Genomic DNA, 13,761 nt, shown 5'->3' on the forward strand with positions numbered 1-13,761 from the left:
ACTAATAACTAATTTGCAACGTCACAGATGCTTCTACTTGCTGTTCACCGCCAATTACAGGCGTGGAAGCATCAGATGACTTAGCAGCCTCAGCCCGTAAAAACATGGGTGGTCGAGGTGGAGTGGCATTATTAACTTGAATGCTGACTATTTCTTTGGATTTGAAACCCAAGGCACTGAAAACAGCATCAGCTTGCTGCTGGGCGTCTTGGGTGGCTTCTTTTAATGCTTGTTTTTGCGCTAAGGCGATCGCTTGATCATTCGCAACAAAACTAATGCCGTTAATTTGTGTTGCACCAGCCTTCACTGCATCATCCAATAATGTACCAGCTTGCTCGGTAGGAATGCGAAAACTCACGGTGTTATTGGCAGCATAGCCTGTAATCCGTTGCACATTATTGGTGTAGCTGTAAACTGGGTTAAGAGTGATACCAGTAGTTTGTAATTTTTCAACATTTTGGCTCTTGAGAAACGCAACCACAGCAGCTGACCTCCGGGCGGCTTCTTGCTGTACCTCCTGTGCTGTTTTCCCTTGAATCTCCACTCCTAAACTGACTTGCGCCAGGGTTGTCGGAATTGTTTCCACTCCGTGACCACTGACACTAAGGGTTCGCCACAATTTCTCTTTTTCTTGTGCCAACGCAGGTAGTAGAAAAGCTGCACATAAAAGCATTGCTAAAGGCAGTATTTTCCACAAGTTCCCATTTGGAAACTGAAAACCGGGTAAAGCGGCTCTAGTCATCAGATTTGCACTCCTCAAAGTATCCACAGATGTTTTTATATAAGGGTATGTAGCAATCTTCTGGTGGTCGTTGAGAGTCAACGGCTACCACAAGTTTTTCACAACTCAAGTGCGATCGCACTTATCCGATTTGTATGTTCTTACTTTGACACTGCGATCGTCATAAGCTGAAATGGTTACATTTTTGGAAACTAAAAAAATTACACTAGCTTTTTTGGAGATTTTGCTGTGGCGTATTGGCTGCTAAAAACTGAACCGGAAAATTATTCTTACTTCGATTTGGAACGGGACGGCACTACAGTTTGGGATGGAGTCAACAATTCCCTAGCGCTCAAACATATACGTACCATGCTGATTGGTGACTTGGCGTTAATTTATCACACAGGCAAAGAACGGCAAATCATCGGTTTAGCAGAGATAGTTAGTCAACCCTATATCGATCCAGCACTCAATGACAGCAAACGAGCAGTTGTAGATGTGCAGGCATTACGAAAAGTACACCAACTCGTCACCCTAGCTCAAATCAAACAGGACAATAAATTCACAGACTTTGACTTGCTGCGACTTCCGAGACTGTCTGTAGTCCCGGTTCGGGAAGTCTACTGGCAGCGCTTGATTGAGTTGACAAATAATATAAATTAATACCTAGCTAAAAAACAATCGGACAATTCATAAACATTAGTGTCAATTTAAGCCTTGGCGAATAGAATTCGCGGCTATACAAACGAACGCGAACAGCGTCTGGCAGAGAAGTCCACCTCCGTGGACTAATACAAAATCAAACCGCAACGCGAGAGTCATTAGTTAATTTCACCTGGATTATTCGGAAATTTCCGGTAGTAAATTAATTCATAAGCTCATTACAACAATTGCTGCAATCATTTAAGCGTTTCTTATACATGGAAGAGCATTTGTTGCAAAATATTAAGGGTTTGCAGCAACTGGTTATAGATTTGCAAGAAATGCTTAAAGGTTTCTTATACATGGAAGAGCATCTGTTGCAAAGTATTAAGGGTTTGCAGCAACTGGTTATAGATTTGCAAGAAATGCTTAAGGGTTTCTTATATATGGAAGAGCATTTGTTGCAAAGGTTTAAATTCTGATAGATAAAGCTAGTACAGCACGGCGTAAATAAACCACCGATTCAAAATCAATGAAACGCTTACTCTGTATACCTGTTTGAATTTTGAATTCCGCCTTGTAGTACTAGGGTGCATTACGGCTTAAGCGATCGTAGTCCTACCGTTACTGCCACAGCATTAGGTTTGACTATTGCCAATCACGTCTCCATTGGCACAGATAGATGTTTTTCAGAAACGCGTCAGAATCAAAGAGAAGGATTTTCAGAGAACTCATGCATTTGTTAGATCCAATTAGCTTCTCTTTTCCTCTGCTGGCCAGCGCAACACAAACCGCAGACAGTTCAATGGTAGTCGCAGCAGTGCTACTAAGCTTAGTAGTCATTTATCTTGCCAGCAAAGTTGGTGGAGAGTTATCAAACCAAGTGGGTTTTCCGCCTGTCTTAGGAGAACTCGTAGGTGGTGTGGTAGTTGGCATCTCTGCTTTCCATCTTTTAGTGTTTCCAGAAGGGGGCACAGACAGTTCTAATTCTTTAATCATGTCCTTCCTTCAAATCACTGCTGGTTTAACCCCTGAAGCAACTCCAGGGGTCTTTGCAGCGCAGTCTGAGGTCGTTTCGGTTTTGGCAGAATTGGGTGTGATCATCCTGCTCTTTGAAATCGGCTTGGAGTCGAACTTAAAAGACTTAATCGCAGTTGGTATCCAAGCCACCGTCGTCGCAGTCGTGGGGGTAGTAGTACCCTTTGCTGCTGGTACTGTGGGACTGATGACTTTGTTTGGTATTGATGCTATACCCGCAATTTTTGCCGGGGCGGCTTTGACTGCCACTAGTATTGGTATTACTTCCAAAGTGCTGTCAGAATTGGGGCGACTCAATTCTAAAGAAGGGCAAATTATTTTGGGTGCTGCCGTAATTGACGACGTTTTGGGAATTATCGTTTTAGCGGTAGTTGCCAGTTTAGCTAAAGATGGCGTCGTGGATGTAAGTAAAGTTATTTATTTGATTATCAGCGCCACTGGTTTTATTTTAGGAGCAATCTTACTAGGCAATCTTTTCAATAATTCCTTTGTGGCGATCGCTGATAAACTCAAGACTCGCGGTGAACTGGTAATCCCAGCATTCATCTTCGCTTTTGCTATGGCATACCTTGCCGCCGTTATCCATTTAGAAGCAATTCTGGGAGCTTTTGCGGCGGGTTTAGTCTTAGAAGAGACAGATAAGCGCAAAGAGCTGCAAAAGCAAGTCTGTCCCATTGCCGATATGTTAGTGCCAATTTTCTTTGTGACTGTTGGGGCAAAAACCGATTTGGGAGTGTTAAACCCAGCAATTCCCGACAATCGTGAAGGTCTAATTATGGCAACTTTCCTGATCACAGTAGCCATTCTCGGTAAAGTAATCACAGGCTTAAGCGTGTTTGGGAAACCGGAAATCAACCGTTTAGCGATCGGTGTGGGGATGATTCCCAGAGGCGAAGTTGGGTTGGTGTTTGCTAGCGTCGGCGCTACCAGTGGCACTCTCTCGAAACCATTAGGGGCGGCAATTATCGTGATGGTTATCTTGACAACCTTTTTAGCTCCTCCTTTGTTACGATTTGTATTTCCAGATCCAAAAGCTGTGGATGCAGGCTCAGAGCAACTAATTTTAGACGGTTCCTCTGGGGCTTCGTTAATAATTGAACCATCTCAGTCGAGGGTGCCAGCATCAAATGACAGTGGGAACCTAGAAACAACAAAAGAATCTGGGGATATTTAATCAAAGTCTTGGGTAAATTCTTGCTGAGTCATGAGCGAAAATAACTCAGAACTCAGGACTCTGAATTGATTATTCTGACAGTGCTTTGAAGATTTTGTTATTGTGCAGTGGAAACTTCTCTCCCCAAATCTCCGTCCCGTGTGATTGTAGAATAATCGTTTGTTTATAATTTCTACCAGCATTCAGAATGTTAGTTATTTCCGTCTTAGTTGTCAGTCCTCGGCTTGTGAGCCTTTATCTGAATATTTTCCAGCTAATTGGGAGTAACACCCATAGATTTTGCTAGATCATGTGAGAGTAATGGGAATAATTTACTCAGTGCATCAATCGCAACAAAGAACAAAAACTTATTAGTGAACGGCTATCAGTTATCAGTTTTCTAACTTTATTTGGAGTCAGAGTCCCCCACCTCTACATGTGGAAGGTTTCACATGGGGATTTAGACTCAATATGAAACCTGATAACTGATTTAAGTTTGTCTTACAGCAGTTTTCAGCTATTTAGAGTACTACTGGGACGGGGAGTTGGGAATGGGGAGTGCTGTAATACACAGCTTAAAAATCAAAAAAGGCATCAGAGATCAAGTTTAAACGGTGACGGTGTGATGATTTACCAATAAGTTGATATATTAACGGCTCCCATGAACGTGAATTAGGAGAAAGGACTGTGAAATTACACTGGTTACTACCCAGCACTATTGGAACTATCTTCATGCTATCGTCGCCAGCAATGGCCGCGAGACTTGAATCTTGGCGCTTTGATGCCAATCAAAACAGGCTGGAAATTAATACTGTAGGAGCAGTTCAACCCCAGGCACAACTAATTTTCAACCCGACTCGGCTGGTAATTGATTTGCCAGGAACTACATTTAGGAGTCCGCAGCTAACCCAGCAAGTGGGCGGTGGAATTCGTTCGATCCGTGTTGGGCAGTTTGATACAGACACAACACGCATAGTTATTGAACTGACTCCTGGTTATACTCTTGACCCCAAACGAGTCCAATTTGTTGGTACAACTGGCGATCGCTGGACGGTGCAATTACCTAGACCAGAGGTCGAGAAAGTTGCCTCATCTACCAGAAGTGCTTACAGTGTTATTACCCCAAACTCTGAGCCTCAACTTGGAATTTCAAGGGTTGCCACTACTACACCAGGGGCGACTCAACTTGAGAAATTACAAGTAACAGGCGATGGGTTGTTCATTCGCACTAGTGGTGGTAATCCTCGGATTCAGGTAATTCGCAGCCGCGATCGCGCTAGCATCTTCATGGATATCTCTGGCGCATCTTTATCACCACGTCTGGCGCAACAGAATAATATACCCGTTAATAAATATGGTCTTAGCCGCGTCGAATTCACCCAACTACAAACCCAACCTCCTGGCGTCCGTCTGACTTTGCGGGTAGATAAAAATAGCCCAGACTGGCAAGCAACTAATAGTAACGGTAGTGGTTTGGTAATTCTACCTAGTCGTGTTGTCAGATTGCCCCAAAGTAGTAATTCAAACAACCTACTGGACAATCAATCACAACCCGTTTTCCTTCCCAGCAGACCATCTGCCAACAACTCGCCAGCTACAATTGAGTCTGTGCAACTGGCTGATCATGGCACACAACTGCTAATTAGAGGCGACCAACCTTTATCTGCCACCGGAACCTGGGATAGATCATCTGGTCTGTTCCGCGTCACAATTCCCAATGCCAAATTAGCTAAGAGAGTCACAGGCCCTACCTTTGCTGCCAATAGCCCAATTCTCCGGGTACGTCTGCAACCCCAAGAACCCAACACTGTCATTGTCTTAGTTCAAGCAGCAGCCGGAGTCCAAATTGGGCAACCCAAGCAAATCGGCGACCAACTTTTGTCTCTACCCATACAAAGCTCTCGGCGAGTTGTCTCCCTCCCCGGAAGACCCCCCTTTGCTTTACCTGGGCTACCACCACCTAACCGGGGGCCATTCCCAGACCTAAACAATCCCAATCCCCAGCTCCGATTACAACCACAGCGTCGAGTTACCAATGGGCGAGTGGTAGTGATTATTGACCCCGGACATGGCGGTAAAGACTCAGGAGCGCTTGGCCTTGGGGGGGCACGCGAAAAGGATGTTATCTTGCCTATTGGTAAGAAACTTGGTGAGATTTTGCAGCACAATGGCATACAAGTAATTCTGACGCGCGATTCTGACTATTTTGTTACCCTTCCGGGACGAGTGCAATTAGCAACGCGAGCTAACGCTGATGTGTTTGTTAGCATCCACGCTAATTCAGCAGGTGCGAGTCGTCCAGATGTTAATGGCTTGGAAGTCTATTATTACGACAGTGGTCTTGATCTAGCTCGCATTGTCCGCAGTAGCATTCTCCAAAGTATTGGTACTCTCAAAGACAGGGGAGTGCGGCGAGCCAGATTTTATGTTCTCAGAAAAAGTTCTATGCCCTCCATTCTAGTGGAAACTGGTTATATGACAGGTCGAGAGGATATGGCTAGGCTGAGAACTTCAGCTTACCAAAATCAAATGGCAGAAGCGATCGCTCGTGGCGTGCTTCAGTATCTAAAGAGAAGATAAGTAATTTAGTCGAAATTATTGAGTAAATACATCTAATCTTTACCATTTTTATCCAAGTTTAGTAGTACAACAATTTAAGTATTCTTGCTGCGGGGCAAGAGTAGCTTCTTTGTTATTGTCGTCTGATACCTTGCAAGTAAGCAGATTTGAGATTTTGGACTTCGCTCAGTGCAAAGACGCTACTTCTCTACCAGAGGCTACGCCAAGGGCAAAGCTACTTCGACGTCGCTCAGTACAAGTCAGTACAAGCCAGTCGAACGCTTTTAGATTTTAAATTTGCGATTTGTGTCACTCACAAGGAGTCTTAGCGTAGCGGGACGTTAGTTCAGCATGAATCTAAAATCGGCTTTTCTTCAATCGGGAATCTAAAATCTAAAATTTGCAGTCAAATTTATATGGGCTAATGGCATGGCAAAATCAGAGGAGCGTGCTATATTCTACGCCATTAGCTGTGTCTTAATAACAGCAAAAAACTCAAGTGTGTGCGGTGATGGTGTGAGGATTTGCCAATATGTTCAGATGTTGACGGCTGCCATGAATGTGAATCAGGAGAAAGGACTGTGAAATTACACTGGTTACTATCCAGTACTATTGGAACTATCTTCATGCTATCGTCGCCGGCAATGGCCGCGAAACTCGAATCTTGGCGTTTTGATGGCAATCAAAACAGGCTGGAAATTAATACTTTAGGGAATGTTCAACCCCAAGCACAATTAATTTTTAACCCGACTCGTTTGGTAATTGATTTGCCGGGAACCACATTTGGACGTCCGCAGCTAACCCAACAGGTGGGCGGGGGAATTCGTTCGATTCGGGTTGGGCAGTTTGACGAACAAACAACGCGGATAGTCGTTGAATTGACTGCTGGTTATACTCTTGACCCCAAACGAGTCCAATTTCTAGCCACAACTGGCGAATCCCCTGGGGGGACACTTCGTGAACGCTGGACAGTGCAATTACCTACGCCAGAAGCCGAAAATGTCCCCGCAAAAAATACTGAGGGGCAACAAGGAGAAGTTGCCAGAGAAACTTCACCGACAACATCTACACCAACTTTCTCCCCAAGGAATATTTACAATGTACTGAGAATCGGCTCTGTCAATCCACTTAACAACAGAATGGTTTTCGCCAGAGTTACTCAAATTGAGAAGTTACAAGTCACAGGCGATGGTTTTTTCATCAGTACAAGTGGTGGTAATCCTCAGATTCAGGTAAATCGTAGCAACGATCAAAAAGCAATCAACATCGACATCACTGGCGCAACTTTATCACAAAATCTAGAGCAGCGAGATTTGGTGATTAATCGCTATGGTGTCAGCCGTATCCAGTTCACCCAACTGCAAACAAGCCCATCTATTGTTCGCCTGACTTTACAGGTGGATCAAAATAGTCCAAATTGGCGAGCAACTACTAGCAGTGTTGGTGGTTTTGTGGTTCTACCCAATAATGGCGTTGCCCAGTTGCCTGGAGGTAACAGTCTACGCCCTATACAACCTGCTAACAACTCAACAGCAAGTATTCAGTCTGTGGAACTGGCTAATAATGGCACACAACTGCTGATTAGAGCCGACCAAACTTTATCTGCTACAGGCGGCTGGGATACAACCTCTGGTCTATTCCGCATCACTATTAACAATGCTAAATTAGCTCCCAAAGTCATAGGCCCTACTTTTAGTGCTAATAGCCCTATCTTGCGGGTACGCCTCCAACCAGAAGAATCCAATAGTGTCATCGTCTTGGTTCAACCAGCCGCAGATGTCCAAATTGGGGAACTCAACCAGATTGGCGACCAGCTTTTAGCTCTACAATTACAACGCTCTGGTAGCATCACACCCCCTATTGCTTTACCTCCCCTGCCATCGGTAAACTCAGGACAATTCCCAAACCCCATAGATAATCCCCGGACAATTTCCCAGCCACGGACACACTCCTCGGCTCCCAAAGGGAAATTGCTAGTAGTTATTGACCCAGGACATGGTGGAAAAGACTCAGGTGCTCCTGGTCTGGGCGGACTTTTAGAAAAGGATGTAATCCTGCCTATTGGTAAAAGGGTAGCAGCCATTTTAGAGCAAAATGGTGTACAAGCGGTACTAACGCGGGATGCTGACTTTTTCGTAGAACTTCAGGGACGGGTAGACATTGCTAAACGAGTTAACGCGACTTTGTTTGTTAGCATTCACGCTAATTCGGTTGATAATCGCCCTGATGTCAATGGCTTAGAAGTCTATTATTACGACAGTGGTTATGCTCTGGCGGAAGTAGTTCGCAATACCATCCTTCAGGACATCGGTACTATCAAAAATCGGGGAACCCGCAAAGCTAGATTCTACGTTCTCAGGAAAAACTCCATACCCTCGATTTTAGTGGAAACAGGCTATATGACTGGTTACGAGGATAATCCTAGATTAGGAACACCAGAGTATCAAAATCGGATGGCAAAAGCGATCGCTCGTGGTATTCTCAAATACTTACACCGCTAATATAGTACAAATTACTAATTAAAGAGGTGGTATTTAAACTGCTTTTCCGTGCAGAATTTAGTGGTAAATTAGTCAATTCTCTGCTAGATTCTGTATTTTATATCCAAAAACCTAAATCAATATCTGCCTGTGTATCCATCTTCCATCTTTGAAGGAAATCTTGGCAATTTTTCAGATCAAGAACCCCAACGCGCACCAATTGGCATCTTTGATAGTGGTGTGGGTGGACTGACAGTACTGCGACAACTATATCGGCAACTCCCCAATGAATCAATTGTTTACTTTGGGGATACAGCTCGACTTCCTTACGGAATTCGTTCACAAGCAGAAATTTTACAATTTACGCGTGAAATTATTACCTGGCTACAACAGCAGCAGGTAAAAATGGTGATTATGGCTTGCAACACCAGTTCTGCCCTAGCCCTAGAAACTGTGCGTCAAGAATTCAACATACCCATTTTGGGAGTGATTCTACCAGGGGCAAGGGCAGCAGTACAGCAAGGAAAGCGTATTGGTGTGATTGCCACTCCAGCTACGGCTAAGAGTAATGCTTATAAGCACGCCATACTCGAAATTGATCCTAATGTCCAAGTTTGGCAAGTTGGATGTCCAGAGTTTGTGCCACTCATTGAGCAAAACCGCATTCACGATCCTTACACTGCTGAAGTAGCACGAGCCTACTTAGAGCCTTTATTAGAGCAGGAAATTGACACCTTAGTTCACGGCTGTACCCATTATCCCCACCTCACACCAGTATTGCGATCGCTCCTCCCCTCTCAAGTCCAGTTGATTGATCCAGCTGTGCATGTTGTGGCAGCTTGTACCCAAGAGCTAGACTTACTAGGGTTAAGAAATACCCACTCACCACTACCAACTCGCTTCGCTGTCACCGGTTGTCCGCAGCAGTTTTCCCAGTCAGGATTGCAGTGGCTAGGCTATACTCCAGTGGTTGAAGAGGTTTGCTTCACTAATACCGCTATTTCTCAACTCCAATAAAACTATTTAAAAAATGAGAAGTTACGAGTTTTAAATTATTAACTCCAAACTCTTGTACAGACGCGATTAATCGCGTCTCTCCTAACTCCTAACTATTAACTATTTCAGTCACCTTTGTCCTTACTGATATCTCCTGCTTGGGTTTCCCTTTGGCAGATGAAGGCAAAGAAGGTAAACTTGTAGGAATAGTCTTTGTGCCCGTTCGCTTTGCCAGTGCTAATAACAGGTAGACTGTGAACAAATATCCAGACGCTAAAATAAAAATCATCATAGACATACTTCCGTAAATCATTGTTCTATTAGCTAGCACCTTTTCAAACGAATATAAAATTGCATAAAATTAGTAGAACCTCAGCCAAGGAAGTGCATTCTTGATGGCTCTAGCTGACTATGGTAAAATTACCTATAGAGATAAGATTATCTACGGACAGAGAATTTATTATCTAATGCGACTTATTGCAGACCATAGATACCACGGTAGTTAGCTTGCCGTTTGGCAATCTAAAACTCCAATTCTCAGTTGTCTACTTTATCTGCTTTATTTTTGCTCAAACTGATGTGAAAAGAGCAATGCTTGCGCTAAACGTGCGCTGAAGACGTGTAGCGGCTTTCCATCAGGGATATCGCATAGCTCCCAACCAGGATTTTCGTTGATCGTAGGAAAAATAAAAGGAATTATTTCCTTAATCTAAGCTACGAGTAGTTATTTTAGAGTTACATCACCAAGCCAGTAAAATCAACTAGTAGCTGACTTAACTTTTAGGTGTGAATATCTGAAAAATTTAAAATTCCTATATCTTAGCCTAACACAAGGAGTCTGAATTTTAAGCCCAGTTTGATGCTAAATTTCAAATTTTTTGAATAGCTGCACTTCAGTCTTGGAAAAATTTAGTCTTATCCATTGGCGAAAAATTTAAATTGTATCCATTTTATCAATAAGTAATATTGCTTAAATTACGTTTTGATTTGTGGAGGGAAACGCGGACTAGGAAATTACCTAACACAATTTAAGCTTATATTTATTTCCATCTACTGAGAATTCCGGTTTTAAATTAGTTTAAAACCGGAATTTCCAATAATCAAGCATAATTGCTTATTGACATAACCACCATCAAGCTTAATTATCACCCATATACTCATAAATATGGGATTACTTTATGAAAACTTTGCACTGGCACAGCGTTATCTTAAAATGAGTGTAGGATATGTAAACTTTCGTAACCTAAGCCAGAGTCCGCCCATCCATGACCCCAGCCACCTCCCTGTTTACCCCTGTGGAAACAGACCTGCAACTACTAGCAGATAACCTCAAACAGCTAGTTGGAAATCGCCACCCCATTTTGTTTGCAGCAGCCGAACATTTATTCGGAGCTGGGGGAAAGCGTATCAGACCAGCAATTGTCCTGTTAATGTCGCGGGCAACAATGTTAGAACAAGACATTACGCCGCGTCACCGCCGCCTAGCTGAGATTACGGAAATGATTCACACAGCCAGCTTAGTACATGACGATGTGCTGGATGAATCAGACGTGCGGCGAGGCGTTCCCACCGTTCATAGTTTGTTCGGGAACCGCATTGCGATATTAGCAGGAGATTTTCTCTTTGCCCAATCGTCCTGGTATTTAGCAAACTTGGACAATTTGGAGGTGGTGAAACTGCTCTCAGAAGTGATTATGGATCTGGCTACTGGGGAGATCCAGCAGGGACTAAATCGTTTTGATGTTGGTATCTCTATTGAAACTTACCTCCAGAAGAGTTATTACAAAACAGCTTCGTTAATCGCCAACAGTTCTAAAGCTGCTGGGTTACTCAGTGAAGTCTCACGCGAAACTGTTGAGCATATGTATAGCTACGGTCGTCATTTTGGTATAGCATTTCAAATTGTTGATGACATTCTAGATTTCACCAGTACAACAGATGCCTTGGGTAAACCAGTGGGGTCGGATCTCAAAAGTGGTAATCTGACTGCACCCGTTTTATTTGCTTTAGCCCAAAAACCATCTTTGGAAGTGCTGATTGATCGAGAGTTTGCCCAAGATGGGGATTTAGAGCAAGCACTGGAACTAATTCAAGATAGTGAAGGTATACAGCAGGCGCGAGAGTTAGCTGCTGACCATGCTAAGTTAGCAATTGAACATCTTGCAGTTCTCCCAGCCTCAGAATCCCATCAGGCATTAATTAACATAGCTGAGTACACACTAAGTCGCCTCTATTAAGTCAGTTATCAGTTCTTAGGTAGAAAGCGGGGATTTAGGTGTAGGGTGGAATGGCACTTCCTTAGGGACTTGCAATTAAAAAAATAGACCTCTTGCAAAAGTCCCTAACACCCACCCCCAGCCCTTCCCCGCACGCGGGGAGGGGAGAATTTGACATAAGTCAAAGGCGGGGTGGGGTTCTTTTTTTGATTTATGCAAGAAGTCTAATCTCTAAGCTGTAAGTGTAGGGTGGAATGATATTTACTTAAGCAAAAGTTGCTGCTTAGATCCCCGACTTTTTGAAGAAGTCGGGGATCTAAATGCAGCGATTTAGTAAGTGATATTCCACCCTACTAATATCGAAGAATTTATTTTTTGGGATTCCCTTAGGGGACTGACAAATAAAAAAATACTCAACAATTTCTTGTAGGGTGGGCGACACGAGAGCCTTGGGCTACGGGCGGGCAAGACTTCGGCGTGAGCGCTCAGTCGAACGCTGCCCACCCCACAAGATTGGATAATTTATTTGTTGGAAGTCCTTAGTACAAGTCATATTTCATTAACTGACAGGGCAAGGTTCCATTGAACACCGCAATCCTCTGGGATGATTTTAGTCCAATCGATTGAGATAGTTCCTTGTTGCCACTTAGCACAAATGCAGTCCAGCCTTTGAAGCGTTGTTTTAGCACATCGCCCAAAAGTTTATAGAACGCCCCTAAATCACTATCTCGCCCCAGTCGTTCGCCATAGGGTGGATTGCAGAATAAAACCCCACTGTCTGCGGGGGCGACAACATCGGCAAGTTCCATTTGAGAAAACCAGACATGGTTATCAACGCCGCAATTTTCAGCATTGTTAATCGCTTGCTCAATTATATTTTCATCGCGATCGCTTCCCCAAATAGGCGCAGTCAGGGTATCCAGTTGGCTGTCTTTAGCTTCTTGGAGCAGTTTTTCTAAAAGGGGCAGGTCAAAATCGAGCCAATTTTCAAATCCAAAGCAATCCCGAAATAGCCCTGGTGCGATGTTAAGTGCCTTTAAGCTAGCTTCCAGGGGTAAAGTGCCACACCCACAGAGAGGATCATAGAACATCTGATCTGGCTGCCAGCCCGAAAGCTGAATTAGAGCAGCAGCCAGAGATTCCTTGAGAGGGGCTGCTCCAACCGCAGGACGGTAGCCTCGGCGGTGTAAACTATTTCCAGAACTGTCGAGTTTGACGGTACAAAAATCGCGTTCAATATGAACATTGATCCGCACGTCTGGGTCATGAAGCTCTACATTTGAACGTTCGCCTAGATTTTCCTGCTGCTGGTCAACGATCGCATTTTTGATCTGGAGAGATGTGAAGTGGCTGTGATTGAGGCGATCGTTTTTACCTGTGGTATTCACCGCCAGCGTCATGTCTGGTGTTAAATAGTTTACCCAATCGATGGTTTGAATGCCGCGATAGAGATCCTTGGCATCAAGGCATGGAAACTCATGGATATTCACCAAGATTCGGAACGGCAGCCTAGCCCAGAGGTTGACGCGATAAAGTAGAGTGCGATCGCCTTCAAAGGCTACACCGCAAAACCCTGGCTCTACGGAATGGGCACCCAGTTGCTCTAACTCTTGAGCCGCGAGGGTTTCTAATCCGCGAGCAACCGTTGCAAAATACTGATTCATTCTCTAAACCAAAGCATTGTCTTCACTGCTGACCGATTGACGCACTTTAGCTTAACTTATATCTGGTGACATTCTCTCTCGTTAAGTCTGGGACTATAACGTTAGCTCTCTAATTAAACCTACTCCGTTGATGGCTGCAACAGAGTCAGAACTATTTCCATTTAGAGTAGGGACCTTTTTCAACAGTACCGTCGGGCATATAGGAATCATATTTGATTTCTGAAAAAATCTCGGTAGTAATGTTGCAAAAAAATTGTAGGTTGGGGAGCCACTGCGTTGCGCGGGTTTCCCG

At 43.9% G+C, this 13,761-nt stretch carries 11 protein-coding genes; 8 read left to right on the forward strand and 3 right to left on the reverse strand.

Annotated elements, in window-relative coordinates; all coding sequences use genetic code 11:
• Position 1: 1 nt before the first annotated feature.
• Complete coding sequence (locus ACYTXL_RS33545; RefSeq protein WP_461928349.1) at positions 2 to 742, reverse strand: SIMPL domain-containing protein; 741 nt, start codon at positions 740 to 742, stop codon at positions 2 to 4.
• A gap of 228 nt (positions 743 to 970) precedes the next feature.
• Here ACYTXL_RS33545 and ACYTXL_RS33550 point away from each other — a divergent pair, with 228 nt between their 5' ends.
• The 7 genes from ACYTXL_RS33550 (at position 971) to murI (ending at position 9,610) form a co-directional block, all read left to right on the forward strand.
• Complete coding sequence (locus ACYTXL_RS33550) at positions 971 to 1,384, forward strand: EVE domain-containing protein (protein ID WP_461928350.1); 414 nt, start codon at positions 971 to 973, stop codon at positions 1,382 to 1,384.
• A 257-nt stretch (positions 1,385 to 1,641) separates the two neighbouring features.
• Positions 1,642 to 1,845 (forward strand): hypothetical protein, encoded by a 204-nt coding sequence (locus tag ACYTXL_RS33555; protein WP_461928351.1) that lies wholly within the window; start codon positions 1,642 to 1,644, stop codon positions 1,843 to 1,845.
• A gap of 251 nt (positions 1,846 to 2,096) precedes the next feature.
• Entirely contained in the window at positions 2,097 to 3,575 is a 1,479-nt protein-coding gene (locus ACYTXL_RS33560; protein WP_461928352.1) for a cation:proton antiporter, read from the forward strand.
• Between the two features lie 666 nt (positions 3,576 to 4,241).
• Positions 4,242 to 6,134, forward strand: coding sequence for an N-acetylmuramoyl-L-alanine amidase (locus ACYTXL_RS33565; protein ID WP_461928353.1), 1,893 nt, complete (start codon positions 4,242 to 4,244; stop codon positions 6,132 to 6,134).
• 408 nt (positions 6,135 to 6,542) lie between these two features.
• Positions 6,543 to 6,698, forward strand: coding sequence for a hypothetical protein (locus ACYTXL_RS33570; RefSeq protein WP_292770440.1), 156 nt, complete (start codon positions 6,543 to 6,545; stop codon positions 6,696 to 6,698).
• Positions 6,695 to 8,614, forward strand: a complete 1,920-nt coding sequence (locus ACYTXL_RS33575; protein WP_461928354.1) for an N-acetylmuramoyl-L-alanine amidase — start codon at positions 6,695 to 6,697, stop codon at positions 8,612 to 8,614. Before ACYTXL_RS33570 ends, ACYTXL_RS33575 begins: the two co-directional genes overlap by 4 nt.
• Positions 8,615 to 8,743: 129 nt before the next feature.
• Positions 8,744 to 9,610, forward strand: a complete 867-nt coding sequence (murI, locus tag ACYTXL_RS33580; RefSeq protein WP_461928355.1) for a glutamate racemase — start codon at positions 8,744 to 8,746, stop codon at positions 9,608 to 9,610.
• An 88-nt stretch (positions 9,611 to 9,698) separates the two neighbouring features.
• Here murI and ACYTXL_RS33585 read toward each other — a convergent pair whose 3' ends face one another.
• Positions 9,699 to 9,902: a hypothetical protein gene (locus tag ACYTXL_RS33585; RefSeq protein ID WP_461928356.1), complete on the reverse strand. Its 204-nt coding sequence runs from the start codon at positions 9,900 to 9,902 to the stop codon at positions 9,699 to 9,701.
• 952 nt (positions 9,903 to 10,854) lie between these two features.
• Between ACYTXL_RS33585 and sds the strand changes: the two genes are divergently transcribed.
• Positions 10,855 to 11,826, forward strand: a complete 972-nt coding sequence (gene sds / locus ACYTXL_RS33590; protein WP_461928357.1) for a solanesyl diphosphate synthase — start codon at positions 10,855 to 10,857, stop codon at positions 11,824 to 11,826.
• 518 nt (positions 11,827 to 12,344) lie between these two features.
• Here the strand turns inward: sds and ACYTXL_RS33595 are convergent.
• Positions 12,345 to 13,469, reverse strand: a complete 1,125-nt coding sequence (locus ACYTXL_RS33595; RefSeq protein WP_461928358.1) for a THUMP domain-containing class I SAM-dependent RNA methyltransferase — start codon at positions 13,467 to 13,469, stop codon at positions 12,345 to 12,347.
• Positions 13,470 to 13,761 lie beyond the last annotated feature (292 nt).

Source organism: Nostoc sp. (assembly GCF_054880495.1).

What these genes read in the sequence shown, in the direction of transcription:
- ACYTXL_RS33595 (WP_461928358.1), bottom strand. Translation starts at nt 13,469, where the DNA reads ATGAATCAGTATTTTGCAACGGTTGCTCGCGGATTAGAAACCCTCGCG.
- ACYTXL_RS33545 (WP_461928349.1), bottom strand. Translation starts at nt 742, where the DNA reads ATGACTAGAGCCGCTTTACCCGGTTTTCAGTTTCCAAATGGGAACTTG.
- ACYTXL_RS33560 (WP_461928352.1), top strand. Translation starts at nt 2,097, where the DNA reads ATGCATTTGTTAGATCCAATTAGCTTCTCTTTTCCTCTGCTGGCCAGC.
- ACYTXL_RS33555 (WP_461928351.1), top strand. Translation starts at nt 1,642, where the DNA reads ATGGAAGAGCATTTGTTGCAAAATATTAAGGGTTTGCAGCAACTGGTT.
- sds (WP_461928357.1), top strand. Translation starts at nt 10,855, where the DNA reads ATGACCCCAGCCACCTCCCTGTTTACCCCTGTGGAAACAGACCTGCAA.
- ACYTXL_RS33585 (WP_461928356.1), bottom strand. Translation starts at nt 9,902, where the DNA reads ATGATTTACGGAAGTATGTCTATGATGATTTTTATTTTAGCGTCTGGA.
- ACYTXL_RS33570 (WP_292770440.1), top strand. Translation starts at nt 6,543, where the DNA reads ATGGCAAAATCAGAGGAGCGTGCTATATTCTACGCCATTAGCTGTGTC.